This window comes from Novosphingobium mathurense (genome assembly GCF_900168325.1).
GTDB lineage: Bacteria > Pseudomonadota > Alphaproteobacteria > Sphingomonadales > Sphingomonadaceae > Novosphingobium > Novosphingobium mathurense.
In genome coordinates this window covers 1198439-1224900 of sequence record NZ_FVZE01000001.1, presented here as the reverse complement: position 1 = coordinate 1224900, position 26462 = coordinate 1198439, and the positions used below count along the sequence as shown (strand labels likewise).

The 26462-nt window shown below is 62.2% G+C and carries 27 protein-coding genes and 2 tRNA genes; 13 read left to right on the top strand and 16 right to left on the bottom strand.

Annotated elements, in window-relative coordinates; all coding sequences use genetic code 11:
- Nucleotides 1-5: 5 nt before the first annotated feature.
- The 5 genes from bioB (at nt 6) to B5483_RS05845 (ending at nt 4711) form a co-directional block, all read left to right on the top strand.
- Nucleotides 6-1058, top strand: a complete 1053-nt coding sequence (gene bioB / locus B5483_RS05865; RefSeq protein WP_079729892.1) for a biotin synthase BioB — start codon at nt 6-8, stop codon at nt 1056-1058.
- A gap of 118 nt (nt 1059-1176) precedes the next feature.
- Nucleotides 1177-1533, top strand: a complete 357-nt coding sequence (locus tag B5483_RS05860; RefSeq protein WP_245828829.1) for a lysozyme inhibitor LprI family protein — start codon at nt 1177-1179, stop codon at nt 1531-1533.
- Nucleotides 1533-3554, top strand: coding sequence for an acetyl-CoA carboxylase biotin carboxylase subunit (locus tag B5483_RS05855; RefSeq protein ID WP_079729721.1), 2022 nt, complete (start codon nt 1533-1535; stop codon nt 3552-3554). Before B5483_RS05860 ends, B5483_RS05855 begins: the two co-directional genes overlap by 1 nt.
- A 3-nt stretch (nt 3555-3557) precedes the next feature.
- Nucleotides 3558-3929, top strand: a complete 372-nt coding sequence (locus B5483_RS05850) for a tRNA-binding protein (RefSeq protein ID WP_054947657.1) — start codon at nt 3558-3560, stop codon at nt 3927-3929.
- Complete coding sequence (locus B5483_RS05845; protein ID WP_054947658.1) at nt 3929-4711, top strand: thioesterase family protein; 783 nt, start codon at nt 3929-3931, stop codon at nt 4709-4711. Before B5483_RS05850 ends, B5483_RS05845 begins: the two co-directional genes overlap by 1 nt.
- Nucleotides 4712-4717: 6 nt before the next feature.
- Here B5483_RS05845 and B5483_RS05840 read toward each other — a convergent pair whose 3' ends face one another.
- The 4 genes from B5483_RS05840 to B5483_RS05825 all read right to left on the bottom strand — a co-directional run bounded on the left by B5483_RS05840 (nt 4718) and on the right by B5483_RS05825 (nt 8388).
- Nucleotides 4718-6124, bottom strand: a complete 1407-nt coding sequence (locus B5483_RS05840) for a peptide MFS transporter (RefSeq protein ID WP_079729720.1) — start codon at nt 6122-6124, stop codon at nt 4718-4720.
- A 99-nt stretch (nt 6125-6223) separates the two neighbouring features.
- The gene (locus tag B5483_RS05835; RefSeq protein ID WP_054947660.1) at nt 6224-6409 is read right to left on the bottom strand and encodes a DUF3008 family protein; all 186 of its coding nucleotides are present in this window, start codon (nt 6407-6409) and stop codon (nt 6224-6226) included.
- 297 nt (nt 6410-6706) lie between these two features.
- Entirely contained in the window at nt 6707-7822 is a 1116-nt protein-coding gene (gene aroB, locus B5483_RS05830; protein ID WP_079729719.1) for a 3-dehydroquinate synthase, read from the bottom strand.
- Nucleotides 7813-8388, bottom strand: coding sequence for a shikimate kinase (locus B5483_RS05825; protein ID WP_054947662.1), 576 nt, complete (start codon nt 8386-8388; stop codon nt 7813-7815). The genes aroB and B5483_RS05825 overlap by 10 nt, the downstream gene beginning before the upstream one ends.
- Before the next feature lie 71 nt (nt 8389-8459).
- Between B5483_RS05825 and B5483_RS23640 the strand changes: the two genes are divergently transcribed.
- The 4 genes from B5483_RS23640 (at nt 8460) to B5483_RS05810 (ending at nt 12984) form a co-directional block, all read left to right on the top strand.
- Nucleotides 8460-8594, top strand: a complete 135-nt coding sequence (locus B5483_RS23640; protein WP_281251224.1) for a hypothetical protein — start codon at nt 8460-8462, stop codon at nt 8592-8594.
- Entirely contained in the window at nt 8591-10474 is a 1884-nt protein-coding gene (locus B5483_RS05820) for a hypothetical protein (protein WP_079729718.1), read from the top strand. Before B5483_RS23640 ends, B5483_RS05820 begins: the two co-directional genes overlap by 4 nt.
- Before the next feature lie 33 nt (nt 10475-10507).
- Entirely contained in the window at nt 10508-11395 is an 888-nt protein-coding gene (locus B5483_RS05815) for a tyrosine recombinase (RefSeq protein WP_139383913.1), read from the top strand.
- Between the two features lie 83 nt (nt 11396-11478).
- Complete coding sequence (locus B5483_RS05810; RefSeq protein ID WP_079729717.1) at nt 11479-12984, top strand: M48 family metalloprotease; 1506 nt, start codon at nt 11479-11481, stop codon at nt 12982-12984.
- A 105-nt stretch (nt 12985-13089) separates the two neighbouring features.
- On the opposite strand, the gene B5483_RS05805 is transcribed toward B5483_RS05810, so the two are convergent.
- Together B5483_RS05805 and B5483_RS05800 are read right to left on the bottom strand one after the other, a co-directional pair.
- Entirely contained in the window at nt 13090-13257 is a 168-nt protein-coding gene (locus B5483_RS05805) for a Flp family type IVb pilin (protein WP_054944334.1), read from the bottom strand.
- Nucleotides 13258-13382: 125 nt separating this feature from the next.
- Nucleotides 13383-13571 carry a Flp family type IVb pilin gene (locus B5483_RS05800; RefSeq protein ID WP_231634377.1) on the bottom strand — a complete coding sequence of 63 codons (189 nt, stop codon included), beginning with the start codon at nt 13569-13571 and terminating at the stop codon, nt 13383-13385.
- A gap of 97 nt (nt 13572-13668) precedes the next feature.
- Here B5483_RS05800 and B5483_RS05795 point away from each other — a divergent pair, with 97 nt between their 5' ends.
- The 3 genes from B5483_RS05795 (at nt 13669) to B5483_RS05785 (ending at nt 14345) form a co-directional block, all read left to right on the top strand.
- A complete protein-coding gene (locus B5483_RS05795; protein ID WP_054944333.1) occupies nt 13669-14088 on the top strand; it encodes a (deoxy)nucleoside triphosphate pyrophosphohydrolase in 420 nt (139 codons plus the stop codon).
- Between the two features lie 44 nt (nt 14089-14132).
- Nucleotides 14133-14209 (top strand) — tRNA-Arg (locus B5483_RS05790).
- Between the two features lie 59 nt (nt 14210-14268).
- Nucleotides 14269-14345: transfer RNA gene (locus tag B5483_RS05785), tRNA-Arg, on the top strand.
- A gap of 263 nt (nt 14346-14608) precedes the next feature.
- On the opposite strand, the gene B5483_RS05780 is transcribed toward B5483_RS05785, so the two are convergent.
- The 4 genes from B5483_RS05780 to B5483_RS23120 are packed head-to-tail and all read right to left on the bottom strand — an operon-like array spanning nt 14609 to nt 18747.
- Nucleotides 14609-16990: a TonB-dependent receptor gene (locus B5483_RS05780; RefSeq protein ID WP_176167955.1), complete on the bottom strand. Its 2382-nt coding sequence runs from the start codon at nt 16988-16990 to the stop codon at nt 14609-14611.
- The gene (locus tag B5483_RS05775) at nt 16987-17961 is read right to left on the bottom strand and encodes a FecR family protein (protein WP_079729715.1); all 975 of its coding nucleotides are present in this window, start codon (nt 17959-17961) and stop codon (nt 16987-16989) included. Before B5483_RS05775 ends, B5483_RS05780 begins: the two co-directional genes overlap by 4 nt.
- Nucleotides 17945-18610 carry an RNA polymerase sigma factor gene (locus B5483_RS05770; RefSeq protein WP_079729714.1) on the bottom strand — a complete coding sequence of 222 codons (666 nt, stop codon included), beginning with the start codon at nt 18608-18610 and terminating at the stop codon, nt 17945-17947. Before B5483_RS05770 ends, B5483_RS05775 begins: the two co-directional genes overlap by 17 nt.
- Nucleotides 18610-18747 (bottom strand): hypothetical protein, encoded by a 138-nt coding sequence (locus B5483_RS23120; RefSeq protein WP_176167954.1) that lies wholly within the window; start codon nt 18745-18747, stop codon nt 18610-18612. The genes B5483_RS05770 and B5483_RS23120 overlap by 1 nt, the downstream gene beginning before the upstream one ends.
- Before the next feature lie 190 nt (nt 18748-18937).
- Here B5483_RS23120 and B5483_RS05765 point away from each other — a divergent pair, with 190 nt between their 5' ends.
- Nucleotides 18938-19888: an endonuclease/exonuclease/phosphatase family protein gene (locus B5483_RS05765; protein ID WP_139383912.1), complete on the top strand. Its 951-nt coding sequence runs from the start codon at nt 18938-18940 to the stop codon at nt 19886-19888.
- 270 nt (nt 19889-20158) lie between these two features.
- On the opposite strand, the gene B5483_RS05760 is transcribed toward B5483_RS05765, so the two are convergent.
- The 6 genes from B5483_RS05760 to B5483_RS05735 all read right to left on the bottom strand — a co-directional run bounded on the left by B5483_RS05760 (nt 20159) and on the right by B5483_RS05735 (nt 26364).
- A complete protein-coding gene (locus B5483_RS05760; RefSeq protein WP_079729712.1) occupies nt 20159-21319 on the bottom strand; it encodes a glycosyltransferase in 1161 nt (386 codons plus the stop codon).
- A 13-nt stretch (nt 21320-21332) separates the two neighbouring features.
- The gene (locus tag B5483_RS05755; protein ID WP_054944109.1) at nt 21333-21851 is read right to left on the bottom strand and encodes a DUF2141 domain-containing protein; all 519 of its coding nucleotides are present in this window, start codon (nt 21849-21851) and stop codon (nt 21333-21335) included.
- The gene (locus B5483_RS05750; RefSeq protein ID WP_054944110.1) at nt 21832-22770 is read right to left on the bottom strand and encodes a hypothetical protein; all 939 of its coding nucleotides are present in this window, start codon (nt 22768-22770) and stop codon (nt 21832-21834) included. The genes B5483_RS05755 and B5483_RS05750 overlap by 20 nt, the downstream gene beginning before the upstream one ends.
- Before the next feature lie 47 nt (nt 22771-22817).
- On the bottom strand, nt 22818-23969 hold the full coding sequence (locus B5483_RS05745) for a glycosyltransferase (RefSeq protein WP_079729711.1): 1152 nt from the start codon (nt 23967-23969) through the stop codon (nt 22818-22820).
- A 226-nt stretch (nt 23970-24195) separates the two neighbouring features.
- The gene (locus B5483_RS05740) at nt 24196-25542 is read right to left on the bottom strand and encodes a chloride channel protein (protein ID WP_054944112.1); all 1347 of its coding nucleotides are present in this window, start codon (nt 25540-25542) and stop codon (nt 24196-24198) included.
- A 219-nt stretch (nt 25543-25761) separates the two neighbouring features.
- Nucleotides 25762-26364 (bottom strand): hypothetical protein, encoded by a 603-nt coding sequence (locus B5483_RS05735; RefSeq protein WP_007014878.1) that lies wholly within the window; start codon nt 26362-26364, stop codon nt 25762-25764.
- Between the last annotated feature and the right edge of the window lie 98 nt (nt 26365-26462).

The following is a 26462-nucleotide window of genomic DNA, read 5'->3' as shown; positions in this document are numbered from 1 at the left end:
TCGAGATGACCAACGCCCCCCAAACCGAACCCCGTTACGACTGGACCCGCGAGGAAATCGCCGCGCTGTTCGACCTGCCGTTCACCGAACTGGTCTTCCGCGCCGCCGAGGTCCACCGCGCCCATCACCCGCACAACGAAGTGCAGCTCTCGACGCTGCTTTCGATCAAGACCGGCGGCTGCCAGGAAGACTGCGGCTACTGTTCGCAGTCGGTCCATGCCGACAGCGGCGTCAAGGCGACCAAGCTGATGGACGTGCAGGCGGTGCTGCAGCGCGCGGCGCAGGCGGCCGACCAGGGCTCGACCCGTTTCTGCATGGGCGCTGCCTGGCGCAATCCCAAGGACCGCGACATGCCTGCCATCATCGAGATGGTGAAGGGCGTGCGTTCGATGGGCATGGAAACCTGCATGACGCTGGGCATGCTGACGCCCGCGCAGTCGCAGATGCTCGCCGAGGCGGGGCTCGACTACTACAACCACAACATCGACACCTCGCCCGAGCGCTATGACCAGGTCATCACCACGCGAACGATGGACGATCGCCTCGAGACGCTTTCTAACGTGCGCTCGGCGGGGATCAACGTCTGTTCGGGCGGGATCGTCGGCATGGGCGAGACGCGTGAGGATCGGGTCGGCTTCGTCCACACGCTGGCGACGCTTCCCGAGCATCCCGGCTCGGTGCCGGTCAACGCGCTGGTCCCGGTCAAGGGTACGGTGCTGGGCGACATGCTGGCCGATACCCCGCTTGCCAAGATCGACGACGTGGAGTTCGTGCGCACCGTTGCGGTGGCACGCATCACCATGCCGCATTCGATGGTCCGTCTTTCCGCGGGCCGCGAGTCCATGTCCGAGATGACGCAGGCGATGTGCTTCATGGCCGGTGCGAACTCGATCTTCACCGGCGACAAGCTGCTCACCGCGCCCAATGCCGGCGACGACAACGATGCCGCGATGTTCGCGCGCCTCGGTATCAAGCCGATGGCGATCAGCGAAACCGATGCGCAGGTCGAAGCCTCCCGCATGCCCAAGGGCTGCGTCAAGCTGGAAACGATGGAGTAGTGACTTTCGCCCTCCCTCGTCACCCCCGCGCAGGCGGGGAGCCCGCCGTGCGGCGGAGCCTTGCGCACGGGCGTCAAGCCTGCCTGCGCAAGGGCGACGGCTATGGGGAGGGCGCCGGGTGATCTTCACACCGTTCCTGATGGCGGCCGAGCCGCAAGTCGATTGCGCTCATGCGATGACGCAGACGGACATGAACATCTGCGCCTTCAAGGACCTGCAGGCTGCCGACCGCGCGCTCAACGCGACGTGGAAGCAGGCCGAGGCCAAGGCCCGGTCCGAAGGCGCACAGCAATTCGCAAGGCTCCTCGATGCCCAGCGCAAGTGGCTCGCGTTCCGCGACGCCCAGTGCCTGGCCGAGAATGGCCTGCGCGAGGAGAGCGGCACCATCTGGCCGCTCGTTCAGAACACCTGCATGCAACGACTCACCGAGGCGCGCACCGATCAGCTGCGCGAATACGTGGAAACGGAGAACTGATGTTCAAGAAGATCCTCATCGCAAACCGGGGCGAGATCGCCTGCCGTGTGATCAAGACCGCGCGTCGCATGGGCATCCAGACGGTTGCCGTCTATTCCGATGCCGATGCCCGCGCGCCATTCGTGCAGATGGCCGATGAGGCAGTGCATATCGGTCCGGCACCCGCCGCGCAGTCCTACCTGATCGCCGAGAAGATCATCGCGGCCTGCAAGCAGACCGGCGCCGAAGCGGTTCACCCCGGCTACGGCTTCCTGTCCGAGCGCACGTCCTTCGCCGAGGCGCTGGCTGCAGAAGGCATCGAGTTCATTGGCCCTCCCGTGAATGCGATTGCCGCGATGGGCGACAAGATCGAGTCCAAGAAGCTCGCCAAGGAAGCCGGCGTCAATGTCGTGCCCGGCTACGTCGGCGAGATCGAGGACACCGAACACGCGGTGCAGATCTCCAACGACATCGGCTACCCGGTGATGATGAAGGCCTCTGCCGGTGGCGGCGGCAAGGGCATGCGCCTGGCCTATTCCGAGAAGGACGTTCGCGAGGGCTTCGAATCGGTCAAGCGCGAGGGTCTCAACTCCTTCGGCGACGACCGCGTCTTCATCGAGAAGTTCATCCTCAACCCGCGCCACATCGAGATCCAGATCCTCGGCGACAAGCACGGTAACATCCTCTACCTGAACGAGCGCGAGTGCTCGATCCAGCGTCGCCACCAGAAGGTGGTCGAGGAAGCGCCGTCGCCCTTCGTCACCGAGAAGATGCGCAAGGCCATGGGCGAGCAGTGCGTCGCCCTGTCGAAGGCCGTGGGCTACTACTCGGCGGGTACGGTCGAACTGATCGTCTCGGGCGCCGATCCGAGCGGCGAGAGCTTCTACTTCCTCGAGATGAACACCCGACTGCAGGTGGAGCACCCGGTCACCGAGTGCATCACCGGCATCGACCTCGTCGAGCAGATGATCCGCGTCGCTGCCGGCGAAAAGCTGGAGATGACGCAGGACGACGTGAAGATCGACGGATGGGCCATCGAGAACCGCGTCTATGCCGAAGACCCTTATCGCGGATTCCTGCCCTCGACCGGTCGCCTCGTGCGCTACAGCCCGCCTGTCGCCGGTTGGGAAGACGACGGTGCCGAGAACGGCCGTCGCGGCATCGACGGCATTCGCGTCGACGATGGCGTCTATGAAGGGGGCGAAGTCTCGATGTTCTACGACCCGATGATCGCCAAGCTGATCACCTGGGGTGAGACCCGCGACGAGGCAGCCGACAAGCAGATCGCTGCGCTCGATGCCTTCGAGATCGAGGGCCTTGGTCATAACATCGATTTCGTCTCGGCGATCATGCAGCACCCGCGCTTCCGCTCGGGTGAGCTGACCACCGGCTTCATCGCCGAGGAATATCCCGAGGGCTTCAGCGGCGCCGCGACGTCGGAAGAACTGAAGGTGAAGCTCGCTGCCGTGGCCGGTTTCGTCGCCACCGCGCGTTCGGACCGTTCGCGCCGGATTTCCGGCCAGCTCGCCGATCCGACCGATCCGCCGGCCGACTGGACGGTGACCATCGACAAGACCGACTACGTCGTCGTGATCGACGAGGACGTGGTTACGGTGAACGGCAACGAGGTTGAACTGGCGCTCGAGTATACCCCCGGCGACCGCCTTGTGGAGGCCGAAATCGAGGGCGAGGACATCGGCATCAAGCTGGAAGTCACCCGCACCGGCTTCAGGATGACCACCCGCGGCGCGATCCACAAGGTCGACTGCCTGCCCACCCGCGTGGCGTACCTGTCGCAGCACATGATCGAAAAGATCCCGCCGGATCTTTCCAGGTTCCTCATCTGCCCGATGCCGGGCCTGCTCGTCGCGCTCCACGTGGGTGAGGGCGATAAGGTCGAGGCTGGCCAGCCGCTCGCGGTGATCGAGGCGATGAAGATGGAAAACATCCTGCGCGCCGAAAAGTCGGGTGTGGTGAAGTCGGTCAATGCCAAGGCAGGCGAAAGCCTCGCGGTCGACGCCATCATCCTCGAGATGGAGTGACGTTTGCACCTCGATCATGACCCGGCCGCACCTGCGGGCGACACGATTGCCTTTGACGATTTCCTGAAAGTCGACATTCGCATCGGCACCGTCGTGGCGGCCGAAGTCTACGAGGGCGCACGGAGGCCAAGCTACAGGCTGCGGATCGATTTCGGTCCCGGCATCGGTGAGAAGAAGAGCGTCGGGCAAGTCGCGGCGCTCTATTCTCCCGAAGACCTCATCGGTCGCCAGGTAGCGGCCGTGGTCAATTTTCCCGTGCGTCAGATCGGCAAGGCCCTGTCCGAGGTGCTGACTTTGGGCTTTGCCGATGAAGATGGCAGGGTCACCCTGTTCTCACCCGACAAGGCGGTGCCCAATGGATCGCGGTTGTTCTGATGACCGGATTTGCGCAGGTCCTTGCCGCAGCCGAGCGTCACGACGATGGCTGGGAGCTGGAGGTTCCGGAAAGCTGGCTGCAGGGCCGCACTGCCTATGGCGGATTTTCTTCTGCGCTGGCCTTGGCGGTCGCGCAACAGGCAGGCGGTGAACTCGCGCCGCTGCGCTCGGCGCAACTGGCGATGATGGCGCCGGTGAACGGCAAGATCGTGGCACGCGCGAAGGTGGAGCGGCAGGGCCGCAATGCCACATGGATCTCAGCGCACCTGTCGAGCGGGGCCGGAATGGCCTTTGCCGCCAACTTCGTCTTCATGCGGCCGACCGCAAATACTCTCGAAATCAATGACAGGCCGCTTCCGGATAGCGTCGTTCCTCTCGACGATGCCTTGCCGATACCTGCGGATGCTCTCACCGTCTTCATGCGCAGTCACTTCGATGTGCGCTTCGGAATGCCCGAGGCCGACCGCAAGAGACCTGAGATGTGCTGGTGGCTGCGTTCGCGCGATCATGGCCGCCTCGATCCGATGGTCGAACTCATGCTATGCGGGGACGGACTGCCGCCTGCGGTCATTCCCGTCATGCCGCAACCCGTGCCGATCAGCAGCATGCACTGGCAGGTCAATCTCCTGACCGCTACGCCGCAATCGCGCGACGGCTGGTGGTTGCTGCGCTCGACTGGCGATTACGCGCAGCAAGGCTGTTCCAGCCAGGGCATGGGCCTGTGGAATGCCGGTGGCGAGCCGATTGCCACCGGTATCCAGTCGGTCGCCCTGTTCGGCTGACCTTGCTCAGGCCGGGGCCGGTTCGCCCGCGACATCGTCGGCAAGGATCCTGCCGAGAAACATCCTGAGCACCGCGAAAGCGACGAGGCCGAAGGCGGCGGTGGCGACATGGAGCAGCCAGAAATGCACCGTGTCCATGCTGGAGTACCAGCCGCCGACCACGCCGACCGTCTTGTTCGCGGCAAAGAAGGCCAGGTAGTAGATGCCCACGACCGTCGCATTGAGCGCGCGCGGGGCAACCTTGGTGAACAGGGCCAGGCTGACCGGCAGGACGTGGGCGAAGCCGATCGAGTTGAACAGGTGGAACATGACCGGCCAGAACAGGCCGATCTTGGCATCGCCTGCGGTCGCGGCGGCGATGACGAGGGACATGCCGCCCATGACGGTGAAGACCGAGCCGATGATCATCTTCCCCAGTTCGTCCGGTTCGCGGCCCGTTCGACCGCTGCGCCATTTCCAGAAGGCGGCGACGGCGACCAGCATCGAGAAGCTGAGCGTTGCGTCGATGGTGATCATCCAGCTTGTCGGCAGGGTTTCGCCGAAGAAGGTGAGCTGGAACTTCGCATCGGCCCAGACGAGATAGGCGTTGAAGATTTCCTGGTTGGTCAGGATGGCGATGGCGAGCACCGGGACCAGAATGGCCAGTGCGCCCAGCCGGGGCCAGTCGCTGCGCTGGAGCCCCGCGGACTTTGCCTTGCCCTCCGTGGCGTCGGCGCCATCGGCCGGCAGATAGGGACGCGCGCGCAGGTACAGCAGCAGGCCGAGGACCATGACCACGCCGGCCGTGCCGAAGCCGTAGTGCCAGCCCACCTTCTCGCCCAGCGTGCCCGAAATCAGCGGCGCTGCGATCACCGAGACGTTGATGGCGATGTAGAAGATCTGGAACGCCATGGCCCGGCGCAGGTCGTTGGGCCTGTACAGCTCGCCGACCTGGCTGGCGATGTTGCCCTTGAACAGCCCGACGCCGACGACGAGCGAGATCAGCGCGAAGAGGAACATGCCTTCGAAAGCCATCAGGAAATGGCCCAGCGACATCACCAGCGCGCCCGCAATCAGGGTGATGCGGCGGCCGAGCCAACGGTCTGCGACGATCCCGCCGAGGATCGGGGTGAGGTAGACCAGCGACGTGTAGTCACCGAAGATCGCGGAGGCGAGCGGTTGCCCGCTCAGGCCTGCGTAGTACCCCGTGCGCAGCCAATCGAGGCCGACGACCTTGCCGATGTTCTCCGGAAGCAGGAGATACTTGACCATGTAGAGCACAAGCAGCGTCTGCATGGAGTAGTATGAGAAGCGTTCGCAGCCTTCGACGAACGAGAGATATCCCAGGCCTCTGGGATGTCCGAGAAAGGCGCGGTCGTCCGCAGCGGCTTCTTCAGGGAAATCCAGTTCCGGAGTGGCTTCGGCAACAGTCATTGCGCTCTTCGTATTATTGTTGTCCAAGTCGGCAACTTAGAAACATTTCTGCGTAATGTCACGAGGGCGCTGGATACCGTTCGGCTCGTGAATGCGGGCTTATTCGTCGACGTGGTCCGGTTTGTCCTTGCGAGACACGCCCGCAAAATCCTCGAGCTGCTTTTCGCTCATCGATTCAAACATTTCCCGTGAAGCGCCCTTGAGGTCGCTCTTGCTGGCATTGCCCCGCTTGGCGGCGAGTGCGGCGCCGGCGGCCTTTTGCTGGGCCTTGGATTTGGCAGGCATTGTCTGCGCGTCCTTCCCTTGCCGATGCCCCCCGATCGTTCGCGATTCGCGCGAAGGAAAAAGGCGGCAGGCCCGATCGACCCGCCGCCTTCCGGTGCCCCCGGGTGCCTCGGGGACAATCCCCCCGGCCAAGGGCAATCCTTCGCGACCCGCTCGCGGCTCTCAAGCGGTACTCCAATCCATCTCGGGAACACGCGTGAACGGGAGTCCGTTCCCGCCGGGGGGACGGCCTGCCGCTTGTGCTGCACGGTGCATCCGGAAAGGTATGCACCTTTGATTCGGCGCGTGTTTTTCGCGTCAGGCCGGCGTGCGCGCGAGTTCGCCGTCGAGGAAATCCGCGACGTCCTCGAGCGAGACCTGCTTGTCGAGGTAGGTCTTGCCGATGCCTTTCATCAGCAGGAAGGGCAGGGTGCCCGCATCCATCTTCTTGTCGTGGAGCATGTGCTTCACGAGCGCGGCGCCGTTGCAGTCGAGACCGAGAGCCGAGAGGCTGGCGGGCAGACCGACTTCGCCGATATGCTGCGCAACATGATCCGCGCTCGCCATGGGCATCAGGCCCTTGCGCGCGGAATAGCGTGCTGCCAGGACCATGCCGAGCGCCACTGCCTCGCCGTGCAGCAGGCGGTTGGAAAAGCCGGTTTCGGCCTCCAGCGCATGGCCGAAGGTATGGCCGAGGTTCAGCAGGGCGCGGCGCCCGGTGGTCTCGAATTCGTCTTCGGCCACGATCCGGGCCTTCGCGGCGACCGAGTGGGCAACCGCATATTCGCGCAAGGCGCTGTCTCCGGCGACCATTTTCGCGCCGTTGGTGTCGCACCATGCGAAGAAATCGGCATCGTTGATCAGCCCGTACTTCACGACTTCGGCATAACCGGCGAGCAGTTCGCGGGTGGGCAGCGTCTCGAGCGCCGAGAGGTCGGCGAGGACGAGCGACGGCTGGTGGAAGGCGCCGACAAGGTTCTTGCCGGCCGGGGTGTTGATTGCGGTCTTGCCGCCCACGCTCGAATCGACTTGCGAAAGCAGGGTAGTCGGCACCTGGATGAACTTGCACCCGCGCTTCAGCACGGCAGCGCAGAATCCGGTGAGATCGCCGATGACGCCGCCGCCCAGCGCAATGATGTGGTCGCCGCGCTCAACTTCGAGGCTGAGCAACCAGTTCACCGTGGCGGCCAGTTCGTCCCATGACTTGGTGTGCTCGCCCGGCGGAAGGATGCGCCAATGCGGTTCATGGCCGTTGTCGCGCAGGCTGGCTTCGACCACGTCGCCCCAGGCGGCATGGACGTTGGCATCGGTGACGATCGGCACGTCCCGCTTGCGCAGCTTGCCGCGACAGTGCGGCACCAGTTCGGCGAGAAGTCCTGCACCGACCCGTACTTCGTAGGGGCGGCCGGCGATATTGACCGGGATCACAGCCATTGCGAAATTCCCTGAAGGACCTTGTTGATAGTCTGGACGTGCGGTCCGGGTCCGCTCAGGACATGGATCGGCGCCTGCGAATAGTGGGGACGGCGTTCCTCGCGCAGTCGGGCCAGGATCTCGCGCGGCTCTCCGTCTTTCAGCAGCGGGCGGTTGTCCTTGCGGGCGGTCCGCTCGACCAGGGTATCGACTTCGCTGTCCAGCCAGATGGTGAGGGCGCGATCCAGAATCAAGGCGCGGGTCTCGGCGTTGCAGAAGGCACCGCCGCCTGTCGCGATCACACGGCACCCGTCGGTTTCGTCGATCAGGCGGGCAATCACCCGGCGCTCGCCGTCGCGGAAGTAATCCTCGCCGTACATCTCGAAGATTTCGGGAATGCCCATTTGGGCTGAGCGTTCGATTTCCTCGTCGGCATCGACGAAGGGACAGTTGAGCAGCGAGGCCAGCCTTTTGCCTACGCTCGACTTGCCCACGCCCATCATGCCGACAAGTACGATCGGGCGATCGATGCGCCTTGCCAGTCCGGCAATTTCCTGTGCGGAGAAGTGGGTCTGTTGAACGTCCATTGCCCCACCGCCTATAGTTGCGCTAGGTCGCAGCGCAAGCATCGGTGAAGGAAGGCGAGTTGACGGTTACAATGCGAAGGCGCACGATTCTGGGAGCCGTCGCCATCCTGGTCATTGCATTGCTGGCATGGAGCTGGATCGACGCTGGCCGGGAACCGGTGCGCGACATCGTTCAACCCATCCCGGTTCCGGAGTTGCCGAAATGAGGCGCGCCTATCTTCTGGCCGGTGTGGCCCTGACGCTGACATCGGCCTGGGCCGTGGCGCAGGATGCGCCCGAATCGCTGCTTCCCAAGATGTTCCAGGACCCAGCACCCACGCCCAGTCCGACGCCGACCCCGCGGGCTACTGCCGCGCCGTCCGCTTCGTCCAATGCTTCAAGCGGGAATCCGGCCGCGCCGCGCGCGGTTTCGTCCCCGGTCGTGCAGGCGCTTCCCGGCGGTGCGACGGGGCAGGCTGCGCAGGCCCAGCAGCAGGACGGCGAGTTCGCCCTGACCCGTCTTCCCACTCTCGAGGAAATCGAGAAGATGACGCCGGACGACTTCGAGGAACTGCTGGGAAGCAAGATCCAGCTCGACATGCCGCCTGCCGCGCGCCGCTCGATGGAGCAGGTGGGCATGTTGGCCGAGAGCGAGGGCGGCCTGCCTGCAGCTTCGCTCGCAAGGCAGAACCCGAAGCTGGTCGAGCTGGCACTGGCTTCGAACCGCGGCGCGCTCGTTTCGCGCTGGGGGCATATCCTGCTGCGTCGCGCGCTCGTATCGCGCCTGCAGGCGCCTGCGGGCATGGAGCCGCAGCAATTCGCCGCGCTGCGCATCGGGCTGCTGCTGCGCATGGGGGAGATCGATGCCGCGCGCGCCGTGCTGCAGGACATCGATATCGACAATTACACGCCGAGCCTGGGCGACCTGGCGATGCGCACCTACGAGCGCACGGCCGATTTCACCGGCCTTTGCCCGATCATGGCGACGCAGGGCAAGCTGCGCGACGATCCGCAGTGGGATGTCGCCAAGGCGATCTGCGAGGCTTTTCGCGGCAACAGCAGTTCGTCGCTGTCCAAGCTGGAGCGGGATCGCCGAAGCGGCAAGATGGACAACATCGACATGCTGCTGGCGCAGAAGTACGCCGGAGCTGCTGGCAAGGCGCGCCGGGCCGTCACGATCGAATGGGACAAGGTGGAAGGCATGACGCCCTGGCGTTACGGCCTGACGATCGGCACCGGCATGGAGCCGCCGGCCCGGCTGATGACCAAGGCCAGCGTCCAGTATGGCTACACCGATGCGCTGGCGCCGATGGTGAGCCTGCAGCGCCGGGCTGCTGCGTCGGACCGCGCTGCCGCTGCCGGCATCCTGTCGAATGCGGCGATGGTCGATCTCTATTCGCAGATCTACGCCGACACTGACATTACCGGCGACTTCCAGGACGCGGCGGAGTCCCTGCGCGATGCCTATACGCTGCAGAGCTCCGATGCCCGGCTTGCGGCGATGCAGGCCCTGTGGAACGCCGCGCCCGATCCAGTCTCCGGCTATGCCCGCAAGGTCCTGACCGCAGCCGCGGCGGCCCGCATGCCGGCCTCGGAAGACTATGCGGACAATGCCGCCCCGTTGATTACGTCGATGCTCTCGGCCGGTTTCGAAGCCAATGCCATGCGCTGGTCTTCGGTGGTGGAGAAGGGCAGCCCCGCCTGGGGCCTGCTGGCGCTGGTCTCCGGGACCGGCAGCCGCTCGGTCGATACCGGTGACCTAGATCGCTACATCGATGACGACGAGAGCGCCAACAAGCGCAAGGCCGCGTTCCTGGTTGCCGGATTGGCAGGGCTGGGGAGTCTGGGAGAGAACGACGTCTCGCGCTATTCCAACGACCTCTCGCTGGAACTGGCCGGATCGACCCGCTGGACGACTGCGATCGACAGCGCCGCGGAGCGCGGCGATGCCGCCAGTGTTGTCCTCCTCATGGGGTTCGGGATGCAGGGATCGAGCTGGCAGCGCATGACGCCGCGCTATCTCAACCACATCGTTTCCGCGCTCCGTCAGGTCGGCATGGAAGGCGAAGCACGCCTGATTGCGGCCGAAGCGGTTGGCCGCGCCTGATCGTATGATCGGGGCCGGGGACTGAGCGGAACGATGGCAGGCGAAGACCTCGCCGAACGGTTTCTCGCTGTGCTGGCGGTAGAGCGTGGGGCGGCGGCCAATACGCTGGCGGCCTATCGCCGTGACCTTGCCGCCGCACAGGCAAAACTCGGCGATCTGGCAAGTGCGGAAGGGCCGGCTCTGGCAGCGCTGGGCGAGGCATGGAGCGACCTTGCGGCCTCGAGCCTTGCGCGGCGGTGTTCGGCGCTGCGCCAGTTCTACGGTTTCCTTGTCGACGAAGGCTTGCGCAAGGACGATCCCTCAGGCTCGTTGCCCAAGCCGCGCACCCGTCGCCCACTGCCGCGCCTGCTCTCCCACGAGGAAGTCGAGCGGTTGCTGGTTCTTGCCGAAGAGGAAGCGGTTTCCGGTCGCTCGGATGCCCTGCGCATGCTTGCGCTGATCGAACTGCTCTATGGCTCGGGCCTGCGCGCAAGCGAACTGGTCTCGCTGCCGGTGGCGGCAGTGCCGCGCGATGCGCCGTTCCTCCACGTGACGGGCAAGGGCGGGCAACAGAGGATGGTTCCGGTCAGCGGTCGTGCCCGTCAGGCTCTGTCGCGTTGGCTGGAGGTGCGCAGGGGACAGTCCAGGTTCCTGTTCCCCTCCAGCGGGGCGAGCGGCCATCTCACGCGGGTGCGCCTGTTCCAGCTTGTGCGCGCGCTCGCCTTGCGGGCAGGCATCGACCCCACGCGGGTTTCCCCACACGTCCTGCGCCACGCCTTTGCGACGCATCTGCTCGAAGGCGGCGCGGACCTGCGCGTGCTGCAGACACTGCTCGGCCACGCCGACATCGCCACCACGCAAATCTATACGCACGTCGAGAGCAGCCGCCTCGTCGAGCTCGTCAATGCCCGCCACCCGCTTGCCGGCAAGCGCGGCAGTTGAAGGGAACAAGCGGGGCTGAGCACCGTTGTCTGGTGCGGAAGATCGCAAACAGAGCAAATGTGAACGAATGGAAGGGTTTTAGGATGGCATCGCGACGCTTACGGACCGCAACTCTGATCGGCACGAGCCTCGGCTTCGTGGCCATGGGATCGGCCGCGTGCGTTCCGGCTGCCAGCGGCGGCAGCCTGAAGTCGACCGGTACGCCCACGACGTCGGCTTCGATCAGTCAGGCAGACAAGGCCGAAGGCGCCAAGGCGCACCCGCAGCTGCTGGAGGAATTCGGAGGGACGGTTTCCGGTCCGCAGGCGGTCTACGTCGAATCGGTCGGCAAGACGATTGCGGTGCAGTCGGGGCTCAGCAATGCGCGCGGCGACTTTACCGTCACCTTGCTCAACAGCCCGGTCAACAATGCCTTCGCGATTCCCGGTGGCTATGTCTACGTCACCCGCCAGCTGACGGCGCTGATGAACAACGAGGCGGAGCTGGCTGGCGTTCTCGGCCATGAAGTGGGCCACGTTGCGGCGCGACATGCCGCAAAACGCCAGCAGGCGGCGCAGCGCAACCAGATCATCGGCGTGCTGGGCTCGATTCTCTCGGGCGTGCTGCTTGGCGACAGTTCCTTCGGCCAGTTCGGCCAGAAACTGTTCTCGCAAGGGTCACAACTGCTGACACTCAAGTACTCGCGCTCGCAGGAGCTTGAGGCCGACAACCTTGGCATTACTTATCTCAAGCGCGCGGGCTACGATCCGCGGGCCATGGCGACGGTGCTGGAGAGCCTCGCACGGCAGAATGCCCTTGAGGCGCAACTGCGCGGCACGAGCAACCAGGTGCCCGAGTGGGCCTCGACCCACCCCGATCCCGCTTCACGCGTGCGCGGTGCGCTGAACCAGGCGGGAAGCGACGCGACGGGCATCACCAATCGCGACAAGTTCCTCACCGGGATCGATGGCCTGGTCTATGGCGACGATCCCAAGCAGGGCGTCGTGGAAGGAAGCAAGTTCACTCACCCGGTGCTGCGGTTTGCGTTCGAGGCGCCGAACGGCTTCTACATGGTGAATGGAACCCGGGCCGTGTCGATCAGTGGCCAGTCGGGCAAGGCCCAGTTCTCGGGCGGCAAGCTGGGTGGAAGCCTCGATGCCTACATCCAGACGGTGTTTTCCGGGCTGACCGATTCAGGGCAGGCAAAGATCACCCCATCCTCGATCGAGCGTACGAGCGTGAACGGCATTCCGGCCGCTTATGGAGTCGCGCGCGTGCAGTCGTCGAACAGTAACGTCGACGTGGTCGTCTTCGCCTATGATTTCGGTAACGGGCAGGCCTATCACTTCGTCACGATCACGCAGGCCGGCGGCGCCGGTGTTTTCAATCCGATGTTCCGCAGCCTGAAGCGGATCTCCGCCAGCGAGGCGGGTAGCGTCAAACCGCGCCTGCTCGATGTCGTGACTGTAAAGTCCGGTGACACCGTGCGGTCGCTGTCCCAGCGCATGGCTTACAGCGATGCGCAACTGGAACGCTTTCTTGTGCTCAATGGCCTGCAGTCGAATTCGACGCTGACTGTGGGGCAGAAAGTGAAGGTCGTCACTTACTGAAGTGCCGGTTCTGATGAGCGTGACAAACGGCGCGTCCGAATAAAAGAAAAGGGGCGGCAGGTTTCCCTGCCGCCCCGATCCTATTCTTGGTGCGTCTGCGCCGAATTAGGTGCTGGCCATCGCCGAAGACGTCTTTTCGAAGGTCGAGGTGAGCTGCGAGCCCATGCCCTGCATGGCGGCGATCGCGGCAACCGCGATCAGAGCAGCGATCAGACCGTATTCGATTGCGGTTGCGCCTTCTTCATTGCGGCGCAGCTTGGCGAGAAACTTCATGTCGTGTCTCCTGATAAGTGCAGTCTTGTGTACCCGGTCCGGCCTGCTCAAAACCCCATTAGCGATCCGGACATCTTCCTGAATTAAGGATCATTCGTTGAAAAATGCTTAAATCGATTGATCCACTAGGTTCCGCTGACTGCAGTGGCCGTCTTGTCGGCGATGTCGGTCCACATATCGAGGGTGACAGTGGCAACGGAATCGATCGACACGATGACGACCAGAACCACCAGGCCGAGTATCAACGCATATTCGACGGCAGAGGCACCGCTCTCGTCAGCGTATAGTTTCGGCAGGATGTCTTTGCGTATCATGAGTACCCCGCAGTTCCCCTAGTAATCCGGGACATCTCATCTTGGGCTTAATTCATTCTTAAAAAGGCGCTTCGATCTGGAAAAATCTTTTACACCCATGTTGGTTGTCGCCGTCGCCCTGCGCGCTGCGGATGATCGCATCCTCATGCAACAACGGAATTTCTCCGCCGTGCACGGAGGGCTATGGGAATTCCCGGGGGGCAAGGTTGAGGACGGCGAAAGCCCTGAAATGGCTGCCGTACGCGAGCTGGAAGAAGAACTGGCCGTGCGAATCGAACCCGATGCGCTGGTGCCGGTGGGCTTTGCCAGTGGATCGACTGCCGGCGGGAAGGGGCCCTCCCGGCCGCTTGTAATCCTTCTTTACGCATGCAGTCGCTGGCAGGGCGAACCGCACCCCCATGAGGCCGAAGCCATCGCATGGCACGCCTGCGGGGCGATCCACGGCCTGTCGATGCCGCCGCTGGACTACCCTCTGGCAGAGGCCCTGTGCAGTTTCCTTGCAAGAAAGACGATATAGGCGTTGACCCGAGGCGAATCCCTTTCTAAAGGCGCCACTCCAACGCGCCCGTAGCTCAGCTGGATAGAGCATCAGACTACGAATCTGAGGGTCGGACGTTCGAATCGTTCCGGGCGCGCCACTTCTTCCGATCAGGCTTTTTGGCCTTGTCAGGGGAAGGGAAGAAATTTTGGATCATGCGCGCCCGTAGCTCAGCTGGATAGAGCATCAGACTACGAATCTGAGGGTCGGACGTTCGAATCGTTCCGGGCGCGCCACTTCACTGAAAAGATACGAGCGCCTCGCGCTGCAGCGTCCCTATGCCAATAGCCGCGGACCAGGACCCGCTTTCGGGCTGGTCTTTAAGACGGCGGACGAATGGGTATCCGATCGAGTCGGGTGGCGCTGCAAGTGATTGTGCGCGGCGAACATGGCAAAGCGGGAACTTTGAATTGTCCCCGCGAGCGGTCCGGCGAGCAGGTCGATTTTCTGTTCGAATCTTGGGCGGACGTAGTGAATCGACGCACCACGCAAGAGATCGTCAGAACCTGGCATCGATCCCGAGCCGGATTGTCCTTGGCCTCAGAGGCGTTCGCTGATCCCCGTTCGCTACGGAAAATGGATTGCCATAGGAGAAGCGATTGGCTCGGCTGTCCAACAGGTTTTCAATATCCAGTGAAAGGCCCCAGCGTCCAAAGTCAGCCTTTGCACCGATGGCCGTATCGAGATAATTTCCCTGCGGAATATCGAATGGAGCGCTGACACCCAGAACCGAGGTGCCGACGTAACCGACCGATCCATCCAGCGTGATTTTGGTAGTCCCGATCCATGGCTCATAACGACCGGAGAGCCGCCAGCCGCCATCGGCGACATTGGGCAGGGCTTCTTCTTCCTCGCCTTCGAAATTGGGTGATGGTCGATCAAGAACGCTGATCGTTTGAAAACCGGATAGTTCCAGGCCAAGTTCCGATGAGGGCTTCCAGACGAGATCTGCCGAAATATAGTGCACATGCGCCGAGCCGAGATTGGCGACATAGGGAAAACCGGTGCTCGTCACGAGATCGGCTTGGACTCTGTTCCACCTTGAGTAGGCATAAGACAATCCGCCCGACAGCTGCGAACCGGCATTTTGCCCGAAGCGCGAACCGATTTCGAACGTCCGGATCTCGTCGGGCTGGAAGCGGGTGACTGCGGCCTGATCACCGCTTCCTGTCAGTTGCTGGGCGCCGGATCTAAATCCTTCCTGATAGCGGATGTAGCCAATCGTCCCTTTCCAAGGCTTCCAGGAAAGGGCAGCGGTCGGCAGAAAGCGCATCTCGGGACTGGGCGGTTCCACCACGGCCTGGTTCGATTCGATATTGAAGGCATCGGTTCGCCGAAATAGCGACAACCTTCCGCCCCCGTTGATGGAGAAGTTACGCCAGACACGAAGCGTTGCCTCGCCAAACAGGGCGGCGTCCAGGGTTTCCGAATGAATGTTGGCGATGGTTGCAGGCGCATCTGGGGGACCGAGAAACCGGTCTATTCGGTTGGTGTTGCGGGCGATCGAAAAGCCCGAAACCCAGTTCGAAATCCAATCCGATGACCCCGAGATTCGCGTTTCATGCGTTAGCAGCCTGACCAGCATGCTCTCTTCAAATATCGAGGGAATCTTGGCTACAGGCGATGTCGCGTCGAAAACCGTGTCGATCGTGTGATACGTGTAGGATGTGTTGGACACGAGCTTGGCAAAGCCCAGATCGGCCCGAAATGTCCCGAATGCGAGGCGATAGTCATTGTTGAAGGGTTGAGCGACAAGGGACCGACGCGTCAGCGTCGACGAGGGTGGACCATCGATGTACTGACTGTCCCGGCTCCCGGTATCCTGCGTGACGATACCGGCGTCGATGCTAAGGCCATCCCTGAACTCCATCCGCATGCTCGCCCTCAGTCCCGAGACGCTCGTGCGATTGATATCGGACAGGTTGCGTTCGACGTCGTCGATGTAGCCAGGACGCACAATGCGATATCCCACAATTCGAAGTGCAGCGTGCCTACCGATCGGGATGTTGGTAACCACGGCGCTGTCCCCGCCGACCTTACCGCCGGTCGCTCCCATCGCTGCGGTTCCGCTGAGGCTGAACTCGCCCGGTATGGGAAGACGCGGCACGACACGGATGACACCGCCCAGGGAACCCGCTCCATAAAGGGTCCCTTGAGGACCCTCGATCACTTCGACCTTCTCTATATCGTACAGTGCGAGGTCTGGATCGGGAGCGCTGTACGTGAGTCTGCTTTCACCGAAATACTGGCTGACTGTCGACTGCAATTGCCCATTGAAACTGCTGTCGGCAATGCCCCTGATGAAGATCTTGTTTCGCCCCGAACCCAGGTTGGTTGAAGTCAGGTTGGGAAGCTTGCGCAGCAATACTTCGCTGCCGCTGCCGCCGGCATGAAGGCTTTGCCCTTCTGTGAATGAGGTGACATGGAATGTACCAGGGTAGTCGACCAGCGCGACATTCTGTTTGCTCGACGTGACAATGATCTCCGCGGACGGTGGCGCTTGAACGCCCGGACGCGGGGACGAAGGAGAAGTCGCGGCCCTTCCTCGATCAGGCGCCACACGCTGTGAAGGATGGTTAGTCTGGCGAAGAACCCTGACCACGTTTCCGCGTGAAACCAGATAATCGTAGCCCGTGCCCTTAAGCAGCCGGCGTAACCCTTCGCGAAGGGAAAAGCGCCCTTTCAGACCGCCAACCCGGATCGACCGTAATGCCGGGTCACTGGTATCAATGGAAATGCGTGCCTGAGAGGCATATGACAGCAGGGCGACATTCAATGGTCCGGAAGGAACATCAAAGCTGATTTCGTCGGCCGCATACGCGGGGCAAGCTGCCGCTGCGCACACGATCGGCGCGCCCAGCAGAAGCCCCTTGCCGCTCACCGGGCTTCGACGGACCAACGTGCCCCGTCAGCGACGATTTTCGCATCGATCAGTACTTCCAGCCTCGCGCGCACCGCATCCCTGTCTCCATTGGTCTGGATCACGCCTGAAAAGCGCCTCGAGTCCATGCCAGGAGGAAGCTTGAGCGAAATCCCGGTTGATCGGTACAGATCGTCGGTGACCTGTGCCAAGGGAGTTTGATCATAGACCAGTTCGCCATCGGCCCAGCTCCCAATGGAGGCAACCGGGCTCTGCGAAATTTCGATCTTTCCCCGGCCGTCAGCGGCAAGGTTGTCACCGGCGCGAAGTTCGACGGTCCGGGCCGTGCCTTGATAGCGCACGGCGCCTTCCGCGACACCGACGCGGAGGTGTCGATCGGTGCGGACCACATTGAACACGGTGCCAATATCGACCAGACGCTGATCGCCGGCAACGACGGTGAAAGGGTCGGTCTCATCGTGCTTTACGGCAAACCGGGCTTCGCCTCGCGCAATCTCCACCAGTCTGGCGTCGTTTCTATCGAGAATAACCTCGGTATTGCCATTGAGGAGGATTTCGCTCCCGTCCGCGAGTGAAACGGTTCGAGTCTCTCCTACAGCAGTTGCGATCGCATAGGAGGTATCCCGATTGGACAGCATTTGGACGGCAAAGACGCCAGCCACCGCCATCGAAGCTGCAATTGCACCCCAGCGCCAGTGGTTGCGGCGAGCAATGCCATCCCCTGGTTCATGAGCGTGCGCGTCTTCGTCCGGTGCCGGCTCGTGTTGATCGCTTGAAGGGAAAGTCGCCTTTTCGAGTGCGGACGACAGATACGCATCGCGGTCTGCAACGGCTTCATAGGCGTCGTTATGAGCAGGATCGGCGTTCAGCCACTCGGCGAATTCAACCCACGTATCCTCATCGGCATCCTTGAGCCGAAGGTGCCAAGCTATCGCTTGCTCCAGCATTGCGGGATCAGGAAAAGCCAACATCGTCCGCCTCCCTTAGCGAAAGTTGCGGAGATCCATCCAATTCTTCCTTCAGAAGCAGAAGCTTTCGATAAGCGCGCTGGAGGTGTTTTTCCACCGCGCTCAAGCTGAGGTTCAAATTGTTGGCGATAGCCTTTTGCGAAACCCCGTCGAGACGATACATCTTCAAAATCTGCGCGGTTCGCTGCGGCATCGAAGCAATCGCCCTATTGACCCGCTCGAGTTCATCGCGCGCGATTGCGCTCTCTTCCGGCGAAGGGGCACTTTCCTTTTCAAGATCGGGTCCGATCCGACTGCGCGTCCAGTGATCGTCCCGTTCCTGCTGTCGGCGACGCCCTCGCCGGTGGTCGTGGAGGAGGTTGTTTGCCATCTGATAAAGATAGGCGCGCGGGTTGCTTATGGGGCCGGTACGGATATTCGCCAGTTTCACGTAAAGGTCCTGAAGCAAATCTTCGACTTCGGCGGGATTGCATTGGCGCGCCAGCATGAAGCGCAACAGATCCGTTCGCATTTCGCCCAGCAGTTGCAGCAGGCCCGCCTCGCCTGTGCCCGACTCTTCGCATCCGCTTAACATACGAACTCCATAAGGGCGGGGCGGCCACTGGAGCAATGTATTAGGTGATGACTCGAGTTTTTGAACGGCTTTGGGCATCAGAAGTTCTTTGCGCGTGATTTGATCGAGGCTCGCTTCGTTGCGCCCGTATTCGCCAGCGCCGGCGCGGTGCCTCCCGTTGTGGAGAGCGGCAGGAACCCTGCTGCAGATCTGCCGATCCCATTGAAGCTGTCCATGCCTGATCTCCGCTGCTGCTTAGGCAGCTAGACGCCGGGGAGTGCGCAGAACCGCACATGCAAGGAAACTGTGCGGAAATCGCCAGAGAACGGCGTCTTGCGCCCACGATTTGCTGGGGACGCAAGCATTATGATCAGGTTCAGAACTCTTGCGCTATTCACTGCAGCGGCTCTTCTAGGCGCGTCGGTTATGTCCTCGCCCAGCTATGACATCGAACTGGATCACAGTGCCACTTGGCCGGGGCCGGCCGGCCCGCTGTCGATCTTGTCATATAATATCAAGGGATTGCCCTGGCCAATCGCCTTTGGTCGTAAGGAAGCCAATTCCGCTATCGGACAGCGTCTTGCTGCGATGAGGTCCAGCAATGCGCAGCCACGTATCGTTCTGTTGCAGGAAGCCTTCGGAGACATCGCCAATAAGCTCGGCAAGGACGGCGGTTACCGATTTGTGGTCAATGGCCCTCAATTTGCGAGTTCCCATGAGGCTCAACCCTTGGGGCGCTCGTTTGCCAAGGGTGCGCAATGGATCAAGGGAGAAGGGGCCGGGAGCCTGATCGATAGCGGCCTCGCGATTCTTTCCGATTACCCCATCATCAAAGTCGAGCGCTACGCGTTTCCCGAAGGCGCATGCGCGGGTTACGATTGCCTTGCGGCGAAGGGCGTTATTGTGGCGTGGATAGATGTACCCGGCGCCGGGGAGCCAATCGCAATTGTCAACGCCCATCTGAATTCGCGCGGCGCTGCACACGTGACGAGCGAAAGGGCCGATCGGGCCTATTCCTGGCAAGTCGCCGCAGTTCGGGAATTCTTGTCTAAAGCGCTTCCGAACGACACCCCGGTCATCTTCGGCGGAGATTTCAATACGGGTGATGTGTCCATACGTGTAGCGTCGGTAGCGCAGCCGCTTCTCCATGGCGCCCAGGTCGATGGTCTCAGGACTGTTCTTGCCAAGGGAAATGTAGTGTCCGGTTCGCAAGATGAGGCGCGGCGGATCGTTGTCCGAAACAAGGACAAGATTCTTTTCCGTGGTGGAAGAAGGGTAGGGCTCCTGCCCGAACGGGCTTGGGTTCCGTTCCCGCTCGCCACGCAAGAGCCTCTTTCTGACCATGCGGGCTTCGTGATCGACTTTTCGCTGGAATGATGATGAAGCGAACCGTCCGCGATTATTCGGGACCTGATTCCGTCTGCGCGTGAAGCCATTGCAGGGATGAGGCCAGTACCGATCTGCGCCGGGATTCGCCATGGGCTACGCACCCGGCTGACGGACATTCTTGGGAATTCGCCTGGGCCAGGGATCGGCAAAGCCATGACCGGAGACATTCTCCGGCCAGACCAACCGCCAGCGAGTTAGCCGCGAAGCGGTTGCCTGCCGAGGATCAAAGCCGGCATAGCCTTCGCCCTATTGCCGCGCTCAAGCGGCGCGTGAGAGTTCGCTCAAGTGCAATTCCCGATAGATTGCAAACAGGGCGGCGAAATGATCGTTCATTGCTTGCACCGTGCCGCCGTTCGAGCGCGTCGCAAAGCGGTCGGGCAAGGCGAGGATGGCACGAACGAGGTCCGCACGATCGGCAGCGCGATAGGACAGCCCCATCCTGTCCCTGGCGAAGTCAGCCGCGCCACCACGATTGGGTACGATCACTGGTATGCCGCTGGCGCTTGCCTCCGCTGCCGTCATGCAGAAGGTTTCGGCCTCGCAGCCGTGCAGGAGAGCATCGGCGCTTGCAAGGATGCAGGCAAATCTTTCCCGGTCGCATTCCGGGCGAAACAACCGGATATGGGGATTTCGGCAGATCGACCGCAGGATGTTTGTATCCTCTCGTCCTTCGCCGAAGATTGCGAGACCGATCGGGCGATGCCTGCCTGCGATCGTCACCGCTTCTACCAGCATCGGCAAGCGCTTTTCTGGCGCAAGTCTGCCGGCCGCGATGAGCAATGTCGCGTCGGGGGCCAGGTCGCATTGGGCAAGCAGGCTTGCGCGCAGATCTTCATTGCGTTTGCTCGCCGAAAAGCGGTGCGCTTCGACTCCCATCGGGACTGTTACGACATTGCCGACGCCGCCTGCCTTCAACCGCGAGGCCAGATCATCGCTGGCGCATACGACTGCGGCATAGCGCTGTCCCAGCTGGCGCAAGTGAGCCCAGTATTTCACGAATTTGCGGTCAATCGTCTCGCGAGTGACAAGAGGTTCCAACCACCGATAGGCATAGGCGGACAGAGGATCGGCGTGCATGACAATCGCCTTGGGCGTCTCCGGCCTCCAGTTCGCCACCATGAGCGGGCTGCGCCACGGTGAGGACGCCTCGACGAAATCCGGGGCCAAGATGTCGAGCGCGGCATGGAGCGCCGGTTCATCGTTGAAATACCAGTATTTCCGGTCAAGCGGGAAGCGTGGCGAGGCGATCGTCTGGATGCGGGCGCACGAGTTGAACTCGACAATCGCATTGTCGTCGCCAGGTGCGAGAATGGTAATATCATGCCCCATGCGTTCGGCGATCGCCAGCTTCTGGGCGACATAGGTTTTTACGCCACCGCCTCTGGGAGAATAGAAAGCGCAGACATCGACGATTTTCATCGGCGGTTTCCCATTATCGGATGGGGCGCATGCCGAGGCCGCGCCGATAATTCATGACAATCTCGACCGGCGTCGGGCCCGAGAGGGCTACCGAGCTTGCTGCGGTAGCGTCAGGTTTGCTCCATCCAAGCTTGGGGTTGCCTGCAAATCCGATGCCATCGACGCGCCAGTTGAACTTTCGGTTGCCGTCCCGGTCGTGCAGCAGACTTACCGCGTAGCGTCCTGGCGAGGGTACCCGCACACAGAGTTGGACCGCGCCCGAAGCAGGGACAGACGCTTCAACCCTGCGAAAGGTCTTGCCCGCCGAAATCAGGATATTGTCGTCTTCCAGGAAGTCCACGCGATTAGCCGGATAGACTTCAAGCTTGAGTTTGCCTTTGCGGTCCTTGAGCCCGGTGACATCGACCAGAAACGAGGGCCCGAGCTCATTGGCACGGCATCTGCCTTCCGCCGTTCCAAGGTCAGGGGTGGATGGGATGGTAGCGGCAACCAGCAGGGGACTGGCCGCAAGACTAAAAAGCAGGCGCTTCATTGCTTCTCCCTTTTGAAAGCAGGTCTGCCAACGCGAAGCTGAGGCCGACAACCACATGAGCCGAGAGGATCAGTCCCGCCATGAGCGCCATCAGTGCCGATATTTCGACTTCGCCGCCGAGTGCGAGCACGGCTATTCCGGCGAATACGACATCCTTGTTCGGCACGAAGGGCAGTCGAGAGATCAAAAGGCGGATGGTCACCAGAATGAGCCACCAGCCAAGGGCAACATCCGGCAACACCAGGTGCCACAAGGCAGCTGAAGTCACGGTCGTTGCAAGAATTCGCAAGATATGGACTGCGAAGATCATCTTGAGTTCCGTTTTCTCGAGCGAGAAAAGGGAACGGCGCAGCAGCATGACAGCCAGCGAAATCCCGATGACGAACGCGAGCGAACAAGCAATTGCTGTCAGATGGTCATGGAGTGGCAGCAGCCTCACGAAAGGGAACGCCACAGCCAGGAAGAAGAGAGTCGTTACATTGCCTGCAACAGCCGAAAGCACGGCCACGTCCTTGACGGCTCCGAACGGAGTGGTCACGAATTTCAGATTCTTGCGGGCCCAACCGTAGAAATAGACCTCGCCGATGTAGCCGACCAGCAGTTCGTTGTAGATGAGCTTGCGGATCAATGCGCCGAAGGCGCCGGCTCCAATCGCCCAAAGACGGTGAAAAATGAACCAGTCGCTTGCCGGTCCGATCAGATAGCTGATGACAAACAGGCCCCAGAAGGTCGGCGAAGTTGGCACAAGCGCAAGGATCTTCGCAAAATCGAGGTCGCTCACTTGGTAGATTGCTGCGCCGGCGACGACCAGCGAGAGGAGCGTCCCGAAAACGCTGCCAGAAGCCGGTCTCGTCTTACGATCCTGTGGTTCGAACGTGAACGTTCCACTCGGCGCAAGCGCTAGGGTTTGATCGGGCATTCCTTGGCCTTGATCGTTATTGAGGCCCGCTAGACTCCGCCCTCATTTTAAACCCGCACACTATTGGGCGAATTCTCCCGATGCCGACGATTGGCATTGCCGACCAGGGCCGCGAAGGCTGACAGATAGAGCTGCCCGGAGCTTTCCAATGTGAAGCTTGCGGCAAGGCGCTGCATGGCCGGCTGATCCGGTCGCAGATGCCTGGCCGCGTTCATCGCAAGGCCCAAAGCATCGGGATCGCCGGGGGGAACCACCACGCCAAACTGGCCATATCCGGTCAGCCACTCCATGCTGACGCAGCAGTTCGTTGCAGCGATCGGCAGGCCCGCGGCCAAGGCCTCCAGAATAACTGCGGGTGCTCCTTCATAATGGGACGAGAGCACGAAGACGTCCGCTTTTGCATAAAGGGAAAGAACGTTGTCCACGTGACCGACAAACCGGACTCGCGACTGCAGTCCCAACGCACTTGCACGTTCGACCAGTCTGTCGCGTTCGGGGCCATCGCCAGCAATGACGAGCGTGTCGTCGGGCCAGGCGTGGCGCGCAAAGGCCTCCAGAAGCAGTATCTGGTTTTTCTGCGAAGCAAGCCGGCCGATCGTAAGGAAGCGGCAACCGACCTGCGAATGCCTGGCCAATCCCGAACCGAAAAGCTCATGCAGTTCGGTTTCGGAAAGCGCCGGGTCCGGAATGACGCTGACGCTGTGTTTCGGGAGAGCCAGTTCGCGTTCTATTTCGGCCCGCATTGGGTGTGCAATGGCAACGAAGCGCTCCAGGACGGCTCCTTGTGCTCTAAGCCACCATCGATAAAACGGTCGAACGAATGTCGGCAGGTCACTGCGCTTCAGATCGTTGCTGATCTTGACCAGAACGGGAGGACATCGGTCCCCGAGGAGAAGCTTCACGGCAACGCATACGACGGTGTAGGTATTGCCCGGACAGAAGATGGCGTCGACCTGTTCCTTCCGAAGGAACCGAAAGAACGACCAGATCATCCAGATGGTCTCCCATCGGTCGGTCGGAAAGGGTTCTCTCGTGAAACGATAGTCAAGGTCAGGGGCGGGGCCGATACAGGCTCCGCGGCTTCGGCCAAGGACGATGACAGGATCATGGCCAGAATCTTGCCAATATTCAGCAAGACGCAGCGCGACGCGCTCAACCCCTCCGGGTTCGAAGCTATGGATAGGAATGGCAATCCGCATACCGCTAAGACGCCGACCTAATCCAAAACCCGTAATGCCTTGCCGTGCATTTTAGGTGGTGGCTTCCAAACCGGATGCGGGCGCGTAATTTTGCCTCCTACGGTCGGTTTCCGTGCTTTCGAAATGACAGGCCGCACCTGCGGGGTGAGGACGGATCGATGGTTAGAAGGGGCAACGGCAGCGCATTGTGCGTATCTTTGTTCGATAATTGTCCTGAGCGGCCCTGTCAGGCCTGCTTGGCTGTGGAATCGCCCTGGTCGCTGCGCTGGACCACGAAGCCCTTCGACAGGCCGTGGTAAAGCTTCTCCCGGCACACCAGCTTACTGACTGCGTCGGCGATGATCGCTGTCATGAACAGGGGCAGGATCATGCCGCGGCTGGCCGTCGTTTCCATGAGAATGATGACCGCGGTCAGCGGCGCGCGCACGACGCCTACAAAGTAGCCGGTCATGCCAAGCAGCACGATGGCCGCCATCGGGTCGTCCGGGAACAGGAACGAGAGCAACTGGCCGAAGCCTGCGCCGACGGAAAGTGAAGGGGCGAAGATGCCCCCCGGTGCACCCGAAACGGCCGTCGCGGTGGTGACGAGAAACTTGGCGGGGCCGAACCAGATCGAGGAATCGCCCTGGCCTTCGACGAGCTGCTTGGTGGTCTCGTAACCGGTGCCCCAGGTTGACCCGCCGGTGAGCCAGCCGGCGATCGCAACGATCAGTCCGCAGACGAATGCTGCAAGCACCGGGCGCTTGCGCACTGCGACGAACCAGGCATGGCCGCTGCGGGCAAACGCGAGCAGGCAGCGGGAGAACAGGCCGCCGAGCGCACCGCCGAGAATGCCTGCGACCGGCGCGGCGAGGATGACCGAACTGACCGGCAGCGTCTCGCGCATGACGCCGAAGTAGATGTAGTCCCCGGCGATCCCGAGGCTGACAAGGCCCGAGGCGACGACTGCGGCCATCACCAGCACGGCAACGCGCTGCTCGAAGGCCGAGGCGAGTTCCTCGATCGCGAACGCGACCCCGGCCAGCGGCGTGTTGAACGCGGCGGCGACGCCTGCGGCGCCCCCGGCAATCAGGACTCCAGCGGTCATCGGTACGCGCAGGATCTTGTGGCAGGTGATCATGATTGCGGCGCTGACCTGCACCGTCGGTCCTTCGCGACCGACCGATCCGCCGACCAGCAGCATGACGACTGTCAGGACCAGTTTGGCCATCGCGGTCGGCAGCGAAAGCAGCTTGGAGTAGGCGAGATCGAGATCCTTGCCGGCGGCAATGACCTGCGGGATGCCCGAACCCTTGGCGGCAGGCGCCCAGGTGTTGGTGATCCAGACGACGCCGGCAAAGACGCTGGGGGTCAGGATCAGCGGCAGATAGGGGTAGCTGCGCGTGATCGAGAGGAAGATCTGCTGCGCTTTGTCGCCGCTCCAGGCGAAGACGATTGCCAGAAGGCCCAGGGAAATGGCACCGATGGCAGTGGCCGCTCGGCGGCGGGCAAGGTCGAAGGAGGTGTCAAAGCCGGGAACGGCTTTTGCGAAGTGTTTGAAATGCTCCTGAGGAGACAAGGCGCCGCAGCTCACTGTGTTGGATCTGGAAAATGCCGCGTGGGTACTACACGGCGGGATTCGCGGACCCTATTGGGCTAACACACAGGTCGACCGCAAGGATTTTCCCCGGAAATCTTGTCCCTGCACGAAATGGGGCGGACATAAGAACAGGGCCGGGAGCGCCATCGTCGTCCCGGCCCTGCTGCATGTGCCGAGGCAGGCTAATTCGTGCCTGCCGCAAGCCCGGAGCGATTACTCGCTTTCGGTGGAGGCGTTCTCGGCCTGCGCGCCTGCCGGGGCAGCGGCATCGGCACTGGCCTGCGCCGTGCCGGCTGCCGACTGCGTGGCGGCGGCAAAGTCAGCCGCGGTCATGCCGAGGGCAAGCGAGCTGTCAGCGGTCAGGCCGATCGAGGCCTTCTTGAGGGCGACAGCGGCGCCATCGCTGAGGGTCAGGGTTACGTCGTCACCCTCGACCTTGGTGACAGTGCCGAGCACGACGCCGTCGCTGCTCTTGATCGGAGCGTCGACGACAAGCGCGGCGTCCTTGGCTTCGGTCGACTGGGCGGCAGCGCCGTTAACGGCGGCTTCGAGCTGAGCTTTCGTCATGCCGATGGTCAGGCCCTTTGCGCGCATCGCAAAGGCGCTGGTCGGAAGACCGGCGCGAGCCGTACCGGTCGAAACCGTGATCACGTCGCCCTGGACGGCTTCAACGGTGCCAACTTCATTGCCTTCGGGGCCGAAAACCTTGGCTCCCACCGTCGGGGCGACGGCAGTAGCGGCTGCGTCCTGCGCCACCGCGGCGACGGGAGCCAGGCTCGCTGCAGCAATCGCGGCGGCGATGAGCGAATTCTTCATGTGTTACTCCTTCTCGTGCAGGACCGTCATGCGATCCCAATGCCGGCTCCCGGTCATGCGGGAGCGCGAAAGGGGTCCGGAAAGTTGCCGGACGACTG

Bases quoted from the DNA above. Each gene is read 5' to 3' on its own strand.
- bioB (WP_079729892.1), top strand. From the start codon at position 6: ATGACCAACGCCCCCCAAACCGAACCCCGTTACGACTGGACCCGCGAG.
- B5483_RS05855 (WP_079729721.1), top strand. From the start codon at position 1,533: ATGTTCAAGAAGATCCTCATCGCAAACCGGGGCGAGATCGCCTGCCGT.
- B5483_RS05845 (WP_054947658.1), top strand. From the start codon at position 3,929: ATGACCGGATTTGCGCAGGTCCTTGCCGCAGCCGAGCGTCACGACGAT.
- B5483_RS05840 (WP_079729720.1), bottom strand. From the start codon at position 6,124: ATGACTGTTGCCGAAGCCACTCCGGAACTGGATTTCCCTGAAGAAGCC.
- B5483_RS05835 (WP_054947660.1), bottom strand. From the start codon at position 6,409: ATGCCTGCCAAATCCAAGGCCCAGCAAAAGGCCGCCGGCGCCGCACTC.
- aroB (WP_079729719.1), bottom strand. From the start codon at position 7,822: ATGGCTGTGATCCCGGTCAATATCGCCGGCCGCCCCTACGAAGTACGG.
- B5483_RS05825 (WP_054947662.1), bottom strand. From the start codon at position 8,388: ATGGACGTTCAACAGACCCACTTCTCCGCACAGGAAATTGCCGGACTG.
- B5483_RS23640 (WP_281251224.1), top strand. From the start codon at position 8,460: ATGCGAAGGCGCACGATTCTGGGAGCCGTCGCCATCCTGGTCATTGCA.
- B5483_RS05820 (WP_079729718.1), top strand. From the start codon at position 8,591: ATGAGGCGCGCCTATCTTCTGGCCGGTGTGGCCCTGACGCTGACATCG.
- B5483_RS05815 (WP_139383913.1), top strand. From the start codon at position 10,508: ATGGCAGGCGAAGACCTCGCCGAACGGTTTCTCGCTGTGCTGGCGGTA.
- B5483_RS05810 (WP_079729717.1), top strand. From the start codon at position 11,479: ATGGCATCGCGACGCTTACGGACCGCAACTCTGATCGGCACGAGCCTC.
- B5483_RS05805 (WP_054944334.1), bottom strand. From the start codon at position 13,257: ATGAAGTTTCTCGCCAAGCTGCGCCGCAATGAAGAAGGCGCAACCGCA.
- B5483_RS05800 (WP_231634377.1), bottom strand. From the start codon at position 13,571: ATGATACGCAAAGACATCCTGCCGAAACTATACGCTGACGAGAGCGGT.
- B5483_RS05795 (WP_054944333.1), top strand. From the start codon at position 13,669: ATGTTGGTTGTCGCCGTCGCCCTGCGCGCTGCGGATGATCGCATCCTC.
- B5483_RS05775 (WP_079729715.1), bottom strand. From the start codon at position 17,961: ATGTTGGCTTTTCCTGATCCCGCAATGCTGGAGCAAGCGATAGCTTGG.
- B5483_RS05770 (WP_079729714.1), bottom strand. From the start codon at position 18,610: ATGCCCAAAGCCGTTCAAAAACTCGAGTCATCACCTAATACATTGCTC.
- B5483_RS23120 (WP_176167954.1), bottom strand. From the start codon at position 18,747: ATGGACAGCTTCAATGGGATCGGCAGATCTGCAGCAGGGTTCCTGCCG.
- B5483_RS05765 (WP_139383912.1), top strand. From the start codon at position 18,938: ATGTCCTCGCCCAGCTATGACATCGAACTGGATCACAGTGCCACTTGG.
- B5483_RS05760 (WP_079729712.1), bottom strand. From the start codon at position 21,319: ATGAAAATCGTCGATGTCTGCGCTTTCTATTCTCCCAGAGGCGGTGGC.
- B5483_RS05755 (WP_054944109.1), bottom strand. From the start codon at position 21,851: ATGAAGCGCCTGCTTTTTAGTCTTGCGGCCAGTCCCCTGCTGGTTGCC.
- B5483_RS05750 (WP_054944110.1), bottom strand. From the start codon at position 22,770: ATGCCCGATCAAACCCTAGCGCTTGCGCCGAGTGGAACGTTCACGTTC.
- B5483_RS05745 (WP_079729711.1), bottom strand. From the start codon at position 23,969: ATGCGGATTGCCATTCCTATCCATAGCTTCGAACCCGGAGGGGTTGAG.
- B5483_RS05735 (WP_007014878.1), bottom strand. From the start codon at position 26,364: ATGAAGAATTCGCTCATCGCCGCCGCGATTGCTGCAGCGAGCCTGGCT.